The sequence below is a fragment of the Oceanispirochaeta sp. M1 genome, from assembly GCF_003346715.1.
In the GTDB taxonomy this organism is placed as follows: domain Bacteria; phylum Spirochaetota; class Spirochaetia; order DSM-2461; family DSM-2461; genus Oceanispirochaeta.
In genome coordinates, this window is record NZ_QQPQ01000018.1 from 1 (window position 1) to 19,030 (window position 19,030).

Annotated in this window: 13 protein-coding genes; 3 read left to right on the plus strand and 10 right to left on the minus strand. The window is 41.9% G+C overall.

Going from position 1 to position 19,030, the window contains the following annotated elements; genetic code table 11:
* Window positions 1–96: 96 nt before the first annotated feature.
* Window positions 97–1,164, minus strand: a complete 1,068-nt coding sequence (locus tag DV872_RS13875; protein ID WP_114630549.1) for an APC family permease — start codon at window positions 1,162–1,164, stop codon at window positions 97–99.
* Between the two features lie 581 nt (window positions 1,165–1,745).
* Between DV872_RS13875 and DV872_RS13880 the strand changes: the two genes are divergently transcribed.
* A complete protein-coding gene (locus DV872_RS13880; RefSeq protein WP_114630550.1) occupies window positions 1,746–2,753 on the plus strand; it encodes a serine hydrolase in 1,008 nt (335 codons plus the stop codon).
* Between the two features lie 176 nt (window positions 2,754–2,929).
* Here DV872_RS13880 and DV872_RS13885 read toward each other — a convergent pair whose 3' ends face one another.
* Window positions 2,930–4,756, minus strand: a complete 1,827-nt coding sequence (locus DV872_RS13885) for a methyl-accepting chemotaxis protein (RefSeq protein WP_114630551.1) — start codon at window positions 4,754–4,756, stop codon at window positions 2,930–2,932.
* A gap of 343 nt (window positions 4,757–5,099) precedes the next feature.
* Between DV872_RS13885 and DV872_RS13890 the strand changes: the two genes are divergently transcribed.
* Window positions 5,100–6,443: a fatty acid desaturase gene (locus DV872_RS13890; protein WP_158546976.1), complete on the plus strand. Its 1,344-nt coding sequence runs from the start codon at window positions 5,100–5,102 to the stop codon at window positions 6,441–6,443.
* Window positions 6,444–6,449: 6 nt separating this feature from the next.
* Here DV872_RS13890 and DV872_RS13895 read toward each other — a convergent pair whose 3' ends face one another.
* The 7 genes from DV872_RS13895 to DV872_RS13925 form a co-directional block, all read right to left on the minus strand.
* Window positions 6,450–7,841 carry a phosphomannomutase/phosphoglucomutase gene (locus tag DV872_RS13895; protein ID WP_114630553.1) on the minus strand — a complete coding sequence of 464 codons (1,392 nt, stop codon included), beginning with the start codon at window positions 7,839–7,841 and terminating at the stop codon, window positions 6,450–6,452.
* Between the two features lie 3 nt (window positions 7,842–7,844).
* Window positions 7,845–9,611, minus strand: coding sequence for a HAMP domain-containing sensor histidine kinase (locus tag DV872_RS13900; protein WP_114630554.1), 1,767 nt, complete (start codon window positions 9,609–9,611; stop codon window positions 7,845–7,847).
* On the minus strand, window positions 9,608–10,312 hold the full coding sequence (locus tag DV872_RS13905; protein ID WP_114630555.1) for a response regulator transcription factor: 705 nt from the start codon (window positions 10,310–10,312) through the stop codon (window positions 9,608–9,610). The genes DV872_RS13900 and DV872_RS13905 overlap by 4 nt, the downstream gene beginning before the upstream one ends.
* 13 nt (window positions 10,313–10,325) lie before the next feature.
* Window positions 10,326–11,438, minus strand: a complete 1,113-nt coding sequence (locus DV872_RS13910) for an ABC transporter ATP-binding protein (RefSeq protein ID WP_114630556.1) — start codon at window positions 11,436–11,438, stop codon at window positions 10,326–10,328.
* 1 nt (window position 11,439) lies between these two features.
* The gene (locus DV872_RS13915; protein WP_114630557.1) at window positions 11,440–13,233 is read right to left on the minus strand and encodes an iron ABC transporter permease; all 1,794 of its coding nucleotides are present in this window, start codon (window positions 13,231–13,233) and stop codon (window positions 11,440–11,442) included.
* Between the two features lie 73 nt (window positions 13,234–13,306).
* Complete coding sequence (locus tag DV872_RS13920; protein ID WP_114630558.1) at window positions 13,307–14,464, minus strand: extracellular solute-binding protein; 1,158 nt, start codon at window positions 14,462–14,464, stop codon at window positions 13,307–13,309.
* 115 nt (window positions 14,465–14,579) lie between these two features.
* On the minus strand, window positions 14,580–15,686 hold the full coding sequence (locus DV872_RS13925; RefSeq protein ID WP_114630559.1) for a glycoside hydrolase family 27 protein: 1,107 nt from the start codon (window positions 15,684–15,686) through the stop codon (window positions 14,580–14,582).
* Window positions 15,687–15,782: 96 nt separating this feature from the next.
* Here DV872_RS13925 and DV872_RS13930 point away from each other — a divergent pair, with 96 nt between their 5' ends.
* The gene (locus DV872_RS13930) at window positions 15,783–16,634 is read left to right on the plus strand and encodes an AraC family transcriptional regulator (RefSeq protein WP_114630560.1); all 852 of its coding nucleotides are present in this window, start codon (window positions 15,783–15,785) and stop codon (window positions 16,632–16,634) included.
* Window positions 16,635–16,926: 292 nt separating this feature from the next.
* Here DV872_RS13930 and DV872_RS13935 read toward each other — a convergent pair whose 3' ends face one another.
* A complete protein-coding gene (locus tag DV872_RS13935) occupies window positions 16,927–19,026 on the minus strand; it encodes a tetratricopeptide repeat protein (protein WP_114630561.1) in 2,100 nt (699 codons plus the stop codon).
* Between the last annotated feature and the right edge of the window lie 4 nt (window positions 19,027–19,030).

The following is a 19,030-nucleotide window of genomic DNA, read 5'->3' on the forward strand; positions in this document are numbered from 1 at the left end:
CTATTGTTCATGAAAAAAGATATCTGGCTATGGTTGAATAAGCCAAAACCAATGGCAGAATCAATGTTTTTTTCAGATGGTCAAATGGGGCTGTTTTTATGAAGCAATTTTATCTTGGACAGCTGTGGATGTTAATATTACTGTTGAAGCTGATTTTACAAGCATCTCCAGTGGTAGTAATAAAGAAAGATATATAATTGCCCCCGTAATAATTGTCGCAATTGTTGGTGTTTTGTATTTCATATTTACAGATCCAAGCTGACGAGGTAATAACTGATCTCGACTGAGAGCCACTGGATATCGAGACGCAGACATTATTCCCGCATTCGCAGTTGTAAAGAAAGCCAGCATGGAGGCTATTATTATAATTACATACCCAGGATTCCCCATGATAATTTTTGCAGAATCAGCAACAGGTGTCAAAGAGCCCATAAATATGTCAGGTTCTAACGTTCCGGTAATTACGAAAGTAATTAATGTATAAAAAATTGTAACAACAATTACAGAGGATATCATGCCAAGAGGGATGTTTCTTTTTGGGTTTATTACTTCTTCCGAAACATTGGCTACCTTCAATAATCCTCCAAATGATATAAAAATAAAACCAGCCGTGATCAATATTTCATTGATTTCAACTGTGAGAAGAGGAGTAAAATGCGATATTTTTACATTGGGTAAGCCAATGATTATATAAACAGACATTAGAGAGAATAAACCAATTACCATTACTGTTTGAAAAATGGCAGCTTCTTTTACTCCTCTAATATTTATAACAACAAAAAATATGCATAATATAAGACCAGAAATTATCGGAGAGATTCCTGTATATAAATAAATAATTTCTGATAAACCAAAGATTGCAAATGAACTTTTCAGAGATAATGCTAACCAACCTAAAAATCCGGAGATTGTACCAAACATAGGTCCAAATGTCTTATTGATAAAATAATAATCACCACCGGCTTTCGGCATAGCTGTAGATAATTCAATAACACTTAATATCCCTATCAGTCCTAGAAAACCAGCAATAAAATATGAAATAAATACGGCTGGTCCTGCTTTTGAAAAAGCGAGTCCTGGTAAAATAAATATTCCTGAGCTGATCATTGCACCGGAGGCAATACTAAAAACACCCCAAAAACTAATTCCTTTTTTTAAGAGCATAAAATTCCCCTTAGTATTAAACCTAAAGTATAAATCAGCAAAAATTGGATAGCGAGTATTTGATCCTCTTTTCTATAAGATATGATCTTCAGAGGAAAGAATTTATATGCTGTTTATTTTGTAGTGTGCCTTTTTAATCTTGAACCAAATAGACAGAAGGCCGTTATCAGAAGCGGTTTTCGGGAAGGATGTTAAGCAGTGTATTAGGGAGTAAAAGGAATACTTTCATACTCTTCTGTTTTCAATGTTAAACTTTCTGACGAACAAAGTGCTTTAAATGGGTGAAATATGGAGATGAAGATTACCAGCCGCTTCATCCAGAGCTTAAAAGATTTTTATGTAATCTGGACTGGAGCCTATTACTAAAATGATTTTCCTCGCTATTGATCACATTGAAACAAGGATCTTCATTTCCATAGGCATAATGCTGTATTATTTTGATTCATGCAGCGAATATTATTCATTCTATTGACCAATCAAATATGATAAAATAAACTATCGAAAATCTATTCAATCGGGCTGAAAAGAAAGGGTGACCTTTAAATAGCCGCGAGTAGCCTTAATATACAAAGGATACTTGAATGAACAAATTAATTAAGAAAATAGAATCAGCAGCTCAAAAACAGGATTTCTGGGGAGTGGTCTCCCTGAGGAAAGATGATGAAACTCTTATTCATCAGAGTTACGGTTTTCGGGAAAAGTCTAATCAAGTGATGAATTCAACAGATACAGCCTTTGGTTTGGCATCTGGGACGAAGTCTTTCACCTCCGTAGCCATTGGTGTTTTAATGGATCATAAGAAACTAACTCTTGAGTCAACAATGCTTGATTTATTGGGACAGAAATACTCCTTTATTGATCCAGGGGCTACGATTAAAAACCTGCTGGAACATACATCAGGCATGTATGACTATTATGATGAAGAAACTGTTGAGGATTTTGATAACTATCGTGTAGAAATCCCCTGGTGTTATTTAGAAAACCCCAGCGATTATTGGCCTCTCTTCACTGGTAAATCCCCAAAATTTAATCCGGGAAAACGTTTCTCCTACTCCAATGGAGGCTATGTTCTTCTGGGAATAATAATTGAACGGATTTCAGGAATGCTCTATAGGGATTTCATGACAAAATATGTTCTGGAACCATCTGGAATGAAAAATTCCGGGTTCTATTCTTTTAATGACCTTCCTGCAAATACTGCTCTGGGCTATACCAGTGTTGAAGGTCAGCTTGTTAGCAATATATACCACCTGCCTATACGTGGTGGAGGAGATGGGGGAATGTACTCAACATCTGATGATATTCATCGGTTTTGGAAAGCTTTTCTCTCAGGAAAAATCCTTTCAAAGGAAACCTTGAAAGGGTATCTTCAATCGCAGGTTAAAATCAGCGAAAAATGTGATTACAGTTTCGGCTATTATCTTCCCAGTTCCGATTCTGGCACATCTCTCTTGATGGAAGGCTGCGATGTAGGCATAGGATTTAAATCCAAATATATCTTAAAAGAGAATCTAACCCTAACCGTAATTTCAAATAAAACCGAAGGGGAAAAAGAAATTTTCCGTATCTTGGATGAAGCCTTAAATTAGGAATACAACTTCTCTGAAGGTTTATGGATACAGTCTATATGATTGTGCCTAACCCTTCAGAGGAGTAATCACACCCCTATTTTTTACGAAGGGCTAAGACTGCAACATTGTCTGTTATTGCAGCTATTTTGTATTCCATTTAAATCTTCAATCGCCTGGTCAATAAACATCCAGTTTTAAGAAATAAGGAGTTCCTTGTTTAAGCTCATGGAGATGGTGTCATTATTTATCTTGAAGAACCCCATGGATGACCTTAACTGATCAGCCTGGCTGGAGAGTTCTTCAGACATGGCAGCCATTTCTTCTGATGAGGATGCATTCTGCTGAATGACTTCATCGAGTTGCCTTATGGCTGTACTGGCTTGTTCAACACCAGTGTTTTGTTCATTGCTGGAGTAACTGATTTCTTGTATAAGAACGGCAGTCTTTTGAATATCCGGCAGTATTTTGCTCAAGAGACTACCCGCTGTTTCTGCGACCTTCACACTGGTCTTGCTCAGTTCAATTATCTCCTTTGCAGCACTCCGGCTCTGCTCTGCCAACTTGCGAACTTCTTTAGCAACTACAGCAAAGCCCTTCCCTTCATTTCCGGCTCGTGCAGCTTCGAGAGCAGCATTGAGTGCCAGTAAATTGGTATTTCGGGCGATCTCATCAATTATATAAATTTTATCGGAGATCATATTCATTGCTTCTATTGTTTTATCTACAGCCTCTCCACCGGAACCTGAATCGGCGGCCGCCTTTTTTGAAAGTTCACTTGTTTCAATGGTATTGCTTGTGGTTTGTCTCAGGGTCGAACTGATTTGCTCCATTGTGGCCGACACTTCTTCTGCAGAGGCCGCCTGTTCTGCGGCTCCTGCAGACATTTGCTGGGCGGTAGAACTGAGCTGCTGGCTTCCTGAGGCAACATTATCTACTGCGTTCATAATTTCATTAACAATCTTGGTAAATTGCCCTTTCATTTTGTCTAAAGAAGAAAATAGTCCCCCTATCTCATCCTTCCGCAGTATCAATTTGGTATCAAGAGAACTGGTCAAATCTCCTTCTGAAATCAGATGTGCAAATGCAGCGACCTTATTAATGGGATTCACAATAGATTGGACGATCAGAAAAATCACCACTGTCAAAAGCAGGATACTAAGCATTGTAGCAATAATTGATATTTTAGCTATCTTAATGACACCGGAATAAATATCCTTCTCATTTGCCGTAACAGCGACAATCCATCCTTTAGATTCAATTGTTCTGAAGTTTACGGTTTTCATCACATTTTCGTAGACATAAGAAAAAGTCCCATTTTTCTTATCAAGAATCTTTAATCCAAAATCGTACCTGGATAAATTTTCCTTCAATACTTTTTCTTTTTGGGGGTGGGCAATCAGCAGGCCTGTCTCATCCATCAAATAAGCATAACCCTCACGGCCAATGACTATGGGTGTGATATGAGTTGAAATAAATTCATTCATTTTAAGTGATCCGAATAATACTCCCTGGATAACACCATCTACCCGAATAGGTGTTGAGACAACAAACACCGGCTGATTAGAAATTTTGCTATTAATGATTTCCGAAGAAAAATACTCTCCATTTATGGATGCCCTGAAATAGGCACGGTCAGCCACATTGAGGGATCCGACCTGGGTTGGGTCATTTGAGGCTATAATGGCCCCATTTGTATCTGTCAAAGCCAGTATCTCAAACTGCGGCATTAAATCAATGCTGGCAAGAAGAGTCTGATTTGTATCATTCCTGGTTTCTTCATTATTGGTCTTGAGTATCTCTTTGAACTGGTCATTCAGAGTCAAAACTTTAATACTATTTATTGATTCAATGGCAAACTCATTTGTAGATCTATGTAATGAGTCTGTTATTTGTTCCAGGCTGTTTCCAACAATATCTGTTATCTCACTCTTTGTTGCCACAAATGTGATGATAGAAAGGGCAGACATAATCAAAACAATAGTTAGCAAAACAGGTAAAAGAAATTGATACTTCAGTTTCATACTAATATTCCGGAATTGTATTTTCGACTCATAGTGAACTCCTGTTATTCTCTAATCGAAATATACTAAAGCCGGACCTGAGAATTCTCTATCGACCAAAAGGATGAAATTGATGTCATATGGATAAAAAGTGAGTTTTTTGGGGATATTCTGTAGATGGAAGGCTGGTTTGACTCTCATTGTAATCATTGTCGGTAGCTATAATTGAATAATGATATATTGGCCATTCATATAAAACTTCAGAACTATTCCCATTTTTGAAATAAGTATTCCCAATTATTACATAGTAGATCCCCATGATATTGCCTTATAATTTTAATCAGAGATGATAAACGGAGGAAGTATGGAGAATAAGTTCGAAAAGTGGTACAGCTGCGACATAGAGAGAGAAACCCTTCTGAAATTTATGGAGAGAAGTAATTCAAAAGGGCTGATCCGGATATCCCTGCATCTTACGGTTCTTATAGCTTTGGGATATCTATCTTTTAGACTTATAGGAACGTATTGGATGTATCCCTCATTTTTTGCTTATGGGACAGTCTATTGTTTTCTTAATCATGTCATGCATGAAACCCATCATAGAACTCCCTTCAAATCCAATGCCCTGAATGAATCGGTCCATTGGATAACAGCCTTTGCTCACGGTGCAGAGCCGATTTTTGACAGATGGGGACATGCCCAGCATCATACCTATACCTATTTCCCCGATGTTGATCCTGAGGTACCCAATCCAAGGCCCATAAAGATATCTGTTATCCTTGGTCAGTTCTTCGGTATAGGGATTATAAAACCCATACCCATTATCAAACATGCCCTTGGAATAATTGACTCATACACAGAGAATCTTGTTCCCGAATCTGATTGGAAAAAGATGATCTGGAGCTCCAGATTATGGGTTCTCGGTTATGCTGCCATCATATTTTCCTCTATATATTTCCAGACCTTTCTACCTTTGGTGTTTACGCTGTTTGCCAGGTTTTACGGGGCCTTTATACCGACAATGCTCAACCATACTCAGCATGTTGGACTGGAAGAAAATGTCTATGATCATCGTCTCTGTACCAGAAATGTCAAAGTAAACCCGATCCTTTCCTTCTTCTACTGGAATATGGAATATCATATAGAGCACCATATATATCCGGGTGTCCCCTTCCATGCCCTCTCTAAGCTGAACAATGAGGTCAAAGACCAGCTGCCCAGGCCATATAAGAGTGTGTGGGCAGCCTATAAAGAACTGATACCTACAATCATAAAACAGCAGAAAGAATCAGATTATCATGTGACACCTGTTCTTCCCCAGCTGAAGAGCTCAAAAACTGATGAAAACAGTGGAGAAAGGGAAATAAGAATATTTGAGGATGCAGAAGGATTCTGGGTCTCTTCCATTAAAGCGGAAGAACTCAAATCAAACGGGGTACTCCCCTTTAAATACGAAAGTAAGGAATATGCGGTTTACAGGATCGGGGGTAATTTTTTTGCCAGTGATGCAAGATGCACCCATGCTGGAGCCCTGCTCAGCAAAGGCATGGTCATCGGAGAGAGCATTGAGTGCCCCGCACATCAGGGACGTTTTAATATCAAATCTGGAGAAGCCACCCACTCACCGGCATGTGATAGATTAAAAATCTACAACACCCGGATTATTGATTCAATTGTATATATCTGCTTCCCCGGTAAAGACAATTGAGAATGACTAAGAAAGGGCGCCTGACTTCAAACCGGAGGCGTGCAGGAGCTCTTTTATCAGAGTAAGGCTCTCGTTGTAACCTTCCTGGAACTTATCTTCACAGCGGACAGTAAGATGAGGCTCAGTGTTAGATTTCCGGATTATCCAGAATCCATGATTGGATTCTCTTCGGATTCCATCTACATCAGAGTACTCATCCCCGGCATTATCTAAATATCTTTTAACGCCATCAAGGAACAAATCAGGATTCTTATCATGCAGCTTTACACGGATCTCACCGCTGTCATGGAATAAGGGTATCCGTTTTTTCATGTTCAGCAGGGAATCCGGTTTTGAATAAAAAACCTGCAAAACCTTCACTGCTGTAAAGAGGGCATCATCAAAATTACCATTCTCTTTATAATAGAAGTGACCGCTGGTTTCACCTGCCAGATGGATACCCATCTCCAGCATCTTTTCTTTCTGGTTAGTATGACCCACTTTCCAAAGAAGCGGCTTACCTCCCATACTTTCAACTTCATCAATAAAGAAACGGCTTGCCTTTACTTCGCTCATAATTACGGCAGAGGGATGATCCTCAAGAATCTCCTTAGCGAGGAGAACAAGAAGCTGATCTCCATAGTAAAGTTGTCCTTCTGCATCAACAACAGCCAGGCGGTCTCCATCTCCATCAAATGAGATTCCCAAGTCAGCTTCATGTTTAAGAATTGTCTCTTTCAGCATCCTCACATTCTTCTCCACACAGGGATCAGGATGATGGTTGGGGAAATTCCCATCTATTTCAGCACAGATTAAAATATGCTCACCCGGAAGATTTTCTGTGAATTTCTTAATAACAGAGGCGACTGCTCCATTCCCCGGATCCCATACGATCTTCAGATCTGAAGGCTTATCTTTCTTAAGAAATGAATGGACATAGTCAATATAGGCAGCCTTGATATCTTTTTCCTGTACCCGGCCTTTTCCTCCTGTAAAAGCACCCTCCCGACAGATATGCTCCAAACGTGTAAGATCATCACCATGGAAGGGCAGCTTATTACTGATAAACTTGAATCCATTGTATTCAGCAGGATTATGACTGGCTGTTACCATCACGGATGCGGTAATATCCAGATAAGATAATGAGAAATATACAGTTCCAACTGGAACGAGACCGATATCCGTAACATCAATTCCCGAATCAAGAAGCCCTTTAATAAGCTGCTTTGAAAAATCTTCAGAGGAGAGTCTTCCATCCCTTCCTACCACACATTTCTTTTGTCCATGTTCTGTTAAAAAAGATGCAAAAGATCTGCCTATAAAATAAGAATCCATGCTGTTCAGATCTTTGTCTATTATCCCTCTGATATCACAGGATTTAATTATTTTCTTTGATAAAAGATGTCCCTTATATTCCACTTTTCAGTTCTCCTTCAGTCGAGGCAGGATAACACGAAAACAGCTGCCCTTTCCTTTTTCACTTTCGACCTCAATAAAGCCTTTGAGCTCCTCAGCCATATGTTGTGCGATAGTCAGACCTAATCCACTGCCGCTGATATTTCTATTTTTTCTCTTTTCACCCCGGTAGAATCGTTCAAAGATCTTTTCAAGATCCCCCGGAGGGATTCCCATTCCTGTATCACGGACTTCAATAACCAGATATTTAGGATCATTGCCTGATTCCATATCATAAAGACTGATAACCACCTTTGAATTCTGAGATGAATACTTGAGAGCATTATCATAGAGATTCATAATAATTTGCCGAAACCAGCCGGGAACAGAATAAAAGGGTTCCAGAGCATCTGATACATCAAGCTCCGTATGAATACTTTTCTCCAAAGCTCTGGGTTCCAGAGATTGAACAAGCTCTCCCAGGATGTCTGCAGGATCAAATAACTTCTTACGGATCTCCCCCATCTCCCCGTTTATCTGTGAAAGTAATAGAAGCTCATTGATCAGTTTTTTCAATCTCTGAGATTCGATGTCGATAATGTTCAGCGCTGTGTTCCTGTCCTCGGAATCAAGATTTCCCCAGGATTTAAGAGTCTCCACAAAACCGATTATTATGGTTAGAGGAGTTTTAAGCTCATGAGATACATTGGACACAAAATCATCTTTCAGCCTCTCCAGCCTTCGAATCTCGGTCACATCCTGAAGTATCACCAGAGAACCGCTGTGCTCATTTGGTTCATACTTACTGAACACCGCATCAATACTTACTTCCAGGAGTATATCTTCGGGTGTCTTAACAGATAACGACGTAGATTCATATGTCTGATTTACATCAAGACACTCTTTCAATATAACTTCAAGTGTCTGGTTTCGATCCTGCTCTTTATCCCGGATCTTAAAAAGATGGACTTTGTTCAGACTCAGTATCATCTCGGCGGCATGATTGACCATGATGATGGAATTTTCAGCATCAACCATAAGCATACCGGTTTTAAGATGTGCCAGCATTGTATTGATGCGGCTGTTCTTTTTATTATCCGAAATTATCAGATGATTATACCGATCCACAAGATTGTTGAACTGCTCTGCCAGAAGAAGGAATTCCGGGGTTTCCGACTCAACGGAGATTTTATTCATCCCGCCACCCGATGATTGAGTAAACTTCAAAAACTCACTCAGTGGTTTCCTGTACTGAAGTACAGAAAGTCTTGCATAGGCAAGGACAAGTACCACAACAATGACACTCAAAATGAGAAGGAATAATAGAAGTACCCAGAAAAATTGCCCTGTCTCCCTAATCCTGTAGATCACAGAAATTACTATCTCTCGATTTGAAACAGTCAGTTTCTCAGCTACAGTGATAATATAAAATCCGGCACGATGATCACGCCTTGAACTCAGTGTTTGACCATGCTTTTTTGCTTCAGAGATATCCGCATCAATATATTTTCCTGCGATGGCACTATTACTTTTACGGGAATCAGCCATCAGATAAGAGTCGGAATTGATAATGATAATCTGGGCATCCATCAGAGCTGCCTGCTGCTTCACCGTTCTCTGAGCAGTCACGGAATCATCTTCCAGAAGAACAGCAAGCTGACGGATATCAGCTCTGCCGCGTGCCTTCACAGAAGAGATAAAAAGATTGGTTGTATAGAGATAAAAAAACAGACCACTCAGGGCAAGGACTATAAGGAGAATCAATATAATATAGAGGTGTTTCTTTCCATTCATGCAGGTCCTGTCATCCGGAACCCTTCTCCCCTGAGAGTCAGGATCTCACAATCTTTCACCATATTATCTGTCAATTTCTTTCTTATATTACGAAAATGGACATCCATGGTCCTGCCGATCTCTCCGGGGTCCTTTTCAAATATATCTCTGCAGAGTATTTCTCTGGAAACAGTTCGATCAGTACTCTTCATCATAAGGTGGAGGATTCTGAATTCAGTCAAAGTAAAATCAATTTTACTATCATCTGATATGACCTGATATCTCTCGGCATTCAGAACGAGAGATCCGCAGCGAAACTCTACAGCCTTCTCCTCACGGAGAAGGGCCACCTGCCTGAGAGCCGCCCGGATACGGAGAAACAATTCCTCCAGACTGAAAGGCTTGGTGATATAATCATCAGCACCCCCCATGAGTCCGTTTATTTTGTCCTGCCCCTGGCTCCTGGCACTGAGCATGATAACCGGAATACTCCGGCTGTCAGGATGATTCTTCAGGCGTCGGCATGTTTCCACACCGTCTATCCCGGGAAGCATGACATCCAGCAGAATAAGATCAGGCTTTTCACTTTCGCAGATGGACAGGGCCTCTTCTCCAGACTCAACACAGAAAGAATCAAAGCCCTGTTTCTTCATATTCATACGGAGCATCTGGAGGATATGATCTTCATCATCGACTATAAGTATCTTCTGCTTTTCAGTCATACCCTCCTCTTTATCACAACAACTTACCAACGGCTAGATTTTTTTCACTCTTTTTATCAAAGAGAACATTTTGTGCACCGTGGAAAGAGATCTTTACTTTTTCACCCATCTCAAAATCTACCGATCCAAATACGACACAGGTCAGCATCATGCCTTCCAGTTCAAGCTTAACTATGGTCTCCATTCCCGAAGGCAGAGTTGAATAAATAGCAGCCTCCACATCACCGTCATCGCTTATTGAAATATCTTCCGGACGTATCCCCAGCAGCAGTTCCTGTCCCTCTTCGAGACTGATGCTCGAAGATGAAGGAACAAAAAGGAATTCCAGTTCCCCGCTGCTCAGTTTAATCTCATCCAGATTGACCGAACTCCCCTTAACTGTAAGGGCATTGATATTGGGAGATCCGACAAAATCGGCAACAAAGTAATTTGAGGGACGGCGGTACACATCCATGGGAGGATCAAACTGCTGAAGCAGTCCCTCCTTTAAAAGACATATTTTTGTTGAGAGAGTCATGGCTTCCAGCTGGTCATGGGTCACATAGACAAAGGTGGAATCTGTATCAACATGAAGCCTCTTCAGCTCTGTTCTCATCTCCATTCTGAGCTTGGCATCCAGGTTACTCAGGGGTTCATCCATAAACAGAATCTTAGGACCTGTTGCCAGGGTTCTGGCAATGGCGACTCTCTGCTGCTGTCCACCGGAAAGTTCCGCTGGATATCGGTCTCTGAATTCTTCAATTCTCAATGTTGTCAGGAGTTCTGTAACTCTATCTTCAATGCGCTTCTTATCCCACTTCATATTTTCAAGTCCGAAGGAGATATTCTTATAGACGGTCATATGAGGCCAGAGAGCATAGTTTTGAAACAGAAACCCCACGTTTCTCTTATCAGGTGAAATATCGATTGCTTTTTCTGAAGAGAAAACACATTTCCCATCGATATAGATCTCACCTTCTGTGGGTGTTTCCAGACCGGCTATCATCCTCAACGTTGTGGTTTTACCACATCCTGAAGGACCCAGCAGTGTTACGAATTCTCTGTCTTTTATTTCCAGATTCAGATTATCTACAGCAATGGATTTCCCGAATCTTTTTGTAATATTCTTTAGTATAATTTCCGGCATTCTACTGCCCCCCTATTCCTTTATCGATTGATGCACCTGTGATGCGGTTCACAATGACGTTACTTAAAACGACAAAGAGAACAATGAGCAGATTGATGGCATTGGCATACTGGCTCCAGCCTTTCTCGTTGTATTGAAAGAGCATTGTGGTCAGTATTTTGGTAGCCGGTGTGACCAGCAGAATAAAGAGTGACAATTCTCTCATACAGGAGATAAAGGGAAGAAGATAGCCCGATAGAAAACTGGACTTCTGAATCGGAATGATAATCTTCATCATCCGTTTTCTCCAGGGGATTCCCTGAATAATCCCGGCTTCCTCAATTTCATTACTCAGCTGATGCATGGCTCCCACACTGGCTCTGGAGGCAAAGGGAAGATACTTAACAGAACCCACCAGCACAAGAAGGGCAAAGCTTCCGTACATGGGAGGAATAAAACCTCTTTTAACGGCAAACATAGAGAGGTAGATGGCTCCAAATGCCATACTGGGCATCAGGTAAGGGAAAAATGCAAGATTATTAACTGCTAATGAAAGTTTTGTATTTTTCTTTTTAACAATAGCATATCCCGCAAGGATACCCACGGAACCTGAAATCAGAGACACAAGTAGAGAAAGCCTGATGCTGTTCCACAACCCTTTGTAAATAGAGGGATTTCTGAGAATTCCCGGCTCACTGTTAGCAATGGATGGATCACCCGCACCGACCCAGAACAGTGTAGTAAAATTACTGAATGAGTAGTTACCCGGCTCCATGATGAAGGATTCAACTGCAAAAGAGATAAGAGGAACAATACAGACAAGAAGAATCATCCCCAGAACAATCACAGAGATCGTGGATCTGAATCCCCTCAGGTTAATAAGGGAGATATTAGAACTCTTACCTGTAATGGTTGTAAATGATCTCCTGGTACCGATAATCCACTGGTTCACACCAAGAATAAGAATACCGATGGCTATCATAAGCAGGGCCATAATATATCCGTACCCGGGATTAAGGCCGTTCAATGTTCTGTACATCTGAGTGGTAAGAACCTGATAACGGACTGTTGTACCCAGAAAAGCAGGTACAGCAAAGGCACTCATTGCACTTGAAAATACAAGTAAAAAAGTGGAAAGCATGGCCGGCAGTACAATGGGGATTGTGATTTTCCTCATGATCTTGGCTCTGCTTGCCTTTAGAATAAGGGCTGCTTCCTCAAGGTTGGCATCCATATTCCGAAGGATTCCACCAATCAGAATATAGGCAAAGGGAGCATAATGGAGCCCCAGTACCACTATGATCGGAAAAGGCCCGTAGGCAAACCAGTTGGCAGTTTCAATCCCCGTAATAGAAGTAAAAAGCCCCGGAGATCCACCGACCCTGGAGTTCTTAAAAAAGTTGAGCCATGCCATGGCAAGAGTCCAGGAAGGCATTATGTAGGGAAAGATAAACAGAGTGGAAATAATCCCCTTGTATTTTATGTTTGTCCTGGTCACAAGCCATGCGACCAGACCTCCCAGAAAGATAGCTATAAAGCATGTACCAAAGGAGACAAACATGGTGTTAAGAAAGGGTTCATAGAAAATCTTCTTGCTGGCAGAAGAGAAAAGTACCTTGGTCCAGTGATAGAGTGTAAAATCACCGACCTTGGCCCCTTTGACCCGCATCAGTTCAGACTGATGAACCGTAAAAGTATCCAGAATGATGGTGATCATCGGGATAACCGTCAGATATGTCAGTATAAAAGCCAGTGAAACCAGAATGACATTATGAGGTTTCTTCAGAAAGGATCTGGCCTTATTTAAATAATTCACTATTCATTTCCTTATTTAGATAAAAAAAGGAGAAGTCCCTCTAAAAAGAGACTTCTCCCTGCTGAAACAATTATCAGTAAATATACTCGTTCAGAAATTCTTCAACATCCGCTCTGTTCTCAAAACAGTAGGTAGGATCTTCTTCAACAAGGATGTCTACCCATGTTGTCATAGGATGGTCCTTGGGCTGAAGGGGAATATTGGGGTTGGAGGAGTAAGTTCCCAGATTGCTGCTCCAGGGAGCAAATCCTTCTGGAGTCAACAGAAACTCGATAAAGAGTTTGGCAGCCGCAGGACTTGCAGCATTGTTGCTCATAAGAGCATAGATGGGATAGTAGAAACCTGAGAAAGGCTCAACCTCCATGATTGGCTCAAGTGCAAGATTCTTTGATTCTTTGTAGCGGAACTTGGAGTATACAAAGAGACCTGCATTGTTTTTCTTATTCTGTCCCTTGATACCGATGCTCTCGGCTGTTTTTGTGTCGGAAGTTGTGAGAATAAGATCATTCTCAAGAATCATCTTGATCCACTCGTAACCGGCGTTGGGGGAAGTCAGTTCAATCTTCTTTCCGAAATAGGATTCATAGGCTGCAGCAATCTGATCCGCAACTTCTGGTTTTGTAACCATGGTCAGGAAGTTGGCATTAACACCTTCCTGGAAGGGGTTTTTGAATTGAAAATGACCTCTCCACTCTTCGGTGGTAAGGGCCCAGATATTTGTGAAGGGATAGTCGGAAGACATTTCGTCATTAAAGATAAATACCTTATTGATAAAAGCAAAAGCCAGAGGGCTCTGGAATTCTACAGGAATGGTATCGGCCATTGTGGGGGGTACATAGTTGTACAGATACTCGAGGTTCATAAGCTCGCCCATGATTCGTCCGCCATCCTGGCAGAGTACAAAGTCCGCACCTGCAGCTCCTGTACTTCCCTCTTTGGATATTTTTTCAACCAGTTCAAAGTCTTTCATATTGGAAGCTTCAACTTCGATACCGTATTTTTCTGTGAAAGCTTCAGCGGCCTTGGCAATACGGCTTGATACAGAGTAGACAACGACCTTGCCTTCAGCTTTTGCTGCGGCTACAAGCTCATCATGGGTCATGGGAACTTCTTCCACTACAACTGCGGGTTCGGGGCTTACTTCTTCCTGGCTACCTGTGGCAAACAGGAAATTACCTGCAAGCAGAAAAACCAGAAGAGCAAAAATTGATCTTTTTGAAAGATTCTTCATAATTAACTCCTTTTTTGAATACTGTTATTGACTAGAGCATTCTCTATGTAAAGATTTCTTTACGTTCTTATGTTAAGAGATCTTTACATAAACTGTCAATGTTTATTTTCAGGAATTAATTAAGGAAAACGGCAATACCGTGGGGGTTGAGTTTCAACTCTCCCTGCTGGTTCACATCATAGGTCTCCCCACTCCAGCACTCTCTCACAGTTTCTGTGTTAAACCATATAGAGAGATCAATCTCCAGCTTGCGGATTCGTCCCGTAGTATTCAGTACTGCAATAGCAGTCCTTCCACCTTCAAGAGCTTTATACCAGATCTGGATTCCAAAGCGTTTTTTAACCCTTACAGCCTGCTGTCCCAGAGCATCCTGGTTGATGGCAATAAGATCCGGGTTGGTCAGAATAGAAATAGTCTGTGGGCTCATATCTCTCAGGTCATTTCCTGCAAGGAGAGGACTGGACATCATACACCACATTGAAAAGTGCGCCTTATCCTCATCTTCACTCATTCCCCGTCCCACCTGAAGCATATCCATATCATTGTAATGACCGGGACCGGCATAAGGTGCAAGTTTTCTATTCTTTTCAACAATATTCATTATTGTACCAGGTATAATGGCCGGGCCGAATTTCGGCTCAATATCTCCGGAGATCCGCCAGCTGTCAGCTATATCTGCAACCCATTCACCGGGGAATTTCCATCGGCAGACATTAAATACGGCATCAGGTGCTATTTCTCTGACATGAGCTGATATTTCACTATACCGCTTTTGAGCATTCAGCCCCTGCCTCAATCCTCCGCACCAGTCAACCTTGAGAAAATCATAACCCCAGTCCTTGAAAAAGAGCTTAATATCCTTCTTATCAAAGCCATAAAGTCCGACACCCTTCCCCTTGGGATCAAAATTATCCAATTTTGTATAGGAAGCACAGGTATTACATCCGGCTTCACTGTAGATTCCGGCTTTAAGGCCTTTTGAATGAATATAGTCGGCAAGAGATTTCATTCCTGAAGGAAATTTATCCAGATCTTCAAAAAGCATTCCATCTTCTTTTCGGCCTCCGAAGTAACCATCATCAATATTGACAAATGAATATCCGGCATCCATAAGACCTGTAGCAAGCATAGCATCAGCCTGCCCTTTTACCATCTCTTCAGAAATATCAGTTCTGAAATGATTCCAGCTGCTCCAGCCCATAATTGGTTTTTTATTTTTCATATATATCTACTCCAAGGCATGATCATTTGTTGTATTATAGGGCAGGAATTAGATTTTAATATTGTATTTTGTGACATACCATGACATTTTGTTTGAATGATGCACCCAAATGATATTTATAATCCCTACCCTGAAGGAATTTTCTTTTCCCTCCATTTTACAGGAAGAGAAGAGTGTTCACCGGGACATAGCTACAGAGGGATACGTAATCACTTTCTTATCCACTATGTAGAGAAAGGAAATGGTGTCGTCGGAAACTCTTCAAACAGTACAACAGCTCTTGAGGCAGGCAACTGTTTCCTTTTCCCACCCCATTCAAAGATTTATTATAGGGCATCAAAAGAGAAGCCATGGACCTACCGGTGGCTTGCATTCTCTGCTGGTCCCAGACAACGGATTCTCTCTTTACCGGTAAGTTCTCATCCTGTGATATTCAGATCATCACCTTCAGATGAAACCCTTTCTCTAATGATAAAGATAATGAATCACTTTAAAAATGGAGACCGGGAATCCTCCGGAAGATGTGAAGAGAAGTTCTTACAGATACTTTCAACATTGATAAATAAAGCGAGCACTCCGGGCTCACTCTTCCAGACATCACAATCTTCTGAGGACACTCAAAAAAAGAAACCCGATTATGTTGAAGCTGCCAGAGAATACATACATCAGAATTATCAGCATAATATTACTGCCGGAATCATAGCTGAATACATCGGTCTGGATCGAAGCTATTTTTCCAGACTATTCTCCCGGAAGGCAGGAATCAGCCTCCGGGATTACCTGATAGAATATCGGATGAAACAGGCTTGCCGACTCCTGAAAGAAACTGATTTTACAGTTCAGGCCATTGCAGCCTCAGTCGGCTATACTAACTATGCCGTATTTTCCCGCAGATTCAAGAGCCTGAAGGGATTAAGTGCCGGAGAATGGCGACGCATTATGCCCTGACAGCAGCAGGGAATCAGCGTCTGCTGTAACAATCTTTTCTCCTACCCACTATCCTGCAACGTCCAGGATGAATATTACTTTCCCCGTTTTTTCCAGGCGGACGGGATTCTCAGCTTTGGAATACCGCAGACGATATCATATGTGATATCACTTTTATGCTCATCCACAAGGCTGAGATTCTGATATCATATGTGATATCACTTTTATGCTCATCCACAAGGCTGAGATTCTGATATCATATGTGATATCAACATATTGCCTCGGTCAATCTATGCCGATCTATGCCACTGAATTACTGGCCCATCTCCTGCAGGGCATCCTTACCTTCATAGGAGGGATTCCTCTTCAGCAGATCCTCAACCGTCTCAGCTGCCTCATCCTTCATCCCCAGTGTAAACTGCACATGGGCCAGTTTGTCCCAGGCATCCCAGTTTTTCGAGTCCAGCTTAATCACCTGTTTCAGGGTGACCAGGGCCTTTTCATTCTGTTTATCATTCAGATAAGCCTTAGCCAGGTTAAACTGTATCTCCGCATCCTGGGGAGTCAGTTTCAGAGCCTTCTGATAGGCATCTACCGCGGCATCATGATCTTCCATATGAGTAAAGACATTTCCCATATTGTTATAGACAAGGGAGGATCCGGGGTCCAGGCGCTCTGCTTCCTTGAGGTATGTCAGAGCAGTAGAATAATCCTCCATCTGATCATAGAGAACTCCCAAATTTATTCTGGGTTTTACATATGAGGAATCAGCTGCTATGGCCTGCTTGTAAGAAAGGATGGCCTGATCGTTCATTCCCAGGGCTTCAGAAATCTCACCCATGGTGTAGATATAACGGCTGTTTGAAGGATCTATCCTGATAGCCTTGGCTGCAGAGGTCAGAGCCGAGGAGTGATCTCCCTTCACCATATGGATAAGGGCAATATTCTGATATATATCTCCATCTGATGGTTCCAGTGCAGCAGCCTTTTCGTATGTGGAAATGGCTGAATCATAATCGCTGTTTACATAGTAGGCGGCGGCAAGACTTCTGAAATACTTACTTTCACCGGATTTAAGTTCAGTTGCCTTTTTAAAATAACTGATTGCACCTGATGTAATCCCCTGAGAAAGAGACAGTTTTCCAGCCTCCCAGTAGGATGCTGCATGATCGGGACGATATTTAATACTCAGCTTCATGGCAGAGAGGGCATCAGCATCCCGTCCCAGTTTGAGATTAGTCAGTCCCATGGCAAAATAGTTACCTTCAATGGAAGGATCGATTGCTTCGCATTTCTTAAAAGAGGTAAGAGCCTCTGAATATTGTCTGGAACGATACTGCATCTTACCCATTTCATAGTAAAGATCAGCATCCCGTCCATTCAGGCTTATTGCTTTTTTATAATAGTCGATACCTTCCTGCAGGTCCCCGTCTTTAGCGGCGATATCCCCCAGGGTCACCAGGTTTTCCCAGTGGGAAGGATCCCGCTGGATGGCTTTTTTCAGATGATCTTTCGCCTTGCTTCTGGCAGCGGCAGAATCGGGATTAGCTCTGTACTCTGCCTGACCGGCAAGGGTATATCCTCTTGCATCCTGGCTGTCCATCTTAATTATTTCCAGCCCTTTGGCTTCCGCTTCAGCCCAGGAACCGCGTTTCAAAGCATCGCTTCCATCCTCATAGAGAGTCTGGATAGCCTGTTCCTTCTCTTCACGAGCCTGTCTTTCAGCAGCGGATTCGGCATCTTTTTTAGCCTGTTCCGCCTTACGTTTCAGGCCTGAGGCTCTTGCTGAACTGGGGTCCAGGAGAAGTGCCTGACGGGCCATATCTATGGCATGGTCGAAATCCCCATCATCAAGTGCGGCCTCCCCCTGCTGTACCAGGGACTCGACCTTACGTTCAAGATCCTGCTGTTTCCGCAGCTCTTCAGCACGACGGGCCTCTTCCTGCTCTCTCTGGAGTCTCAACTCCTGTTCACGTGCAAGGATTTCGGCAGTTCTGTCCGAACCGCCTCCGTCCTGATTCTGCAGGGAATTCCCCAGCTGATCCAGACTGTCCCGGAGCTGCTGATTCTGGTCTTCCAGTTTCTGAAGATCCTGCTGACGAAGTTCTTCTTCGTAATCTTTCTTATCCTGAAGAATTGAATCCCGGAGATCTCTGGCTTCATCATCCGAGGCATCTTCAATAAGCAGACTGTCCAGGAGATCCAATGCTCTCTGATACTGGTGCTGCTCCATATATTCCTTGGCAAGGGTCATGATATTTTCACGCTTTGAGGATGATCCGCTGTCCTCTACGACAACAGTTGTTGATTCTCCACCTGGTGATTTCAGAATAAAAAAGGCAAGTCCGCCCAGCAGCAATATAAGGAGGATCGCTCCTCCGATTATGAAAAACTTTCGTCTGTCATCAAACATTTTA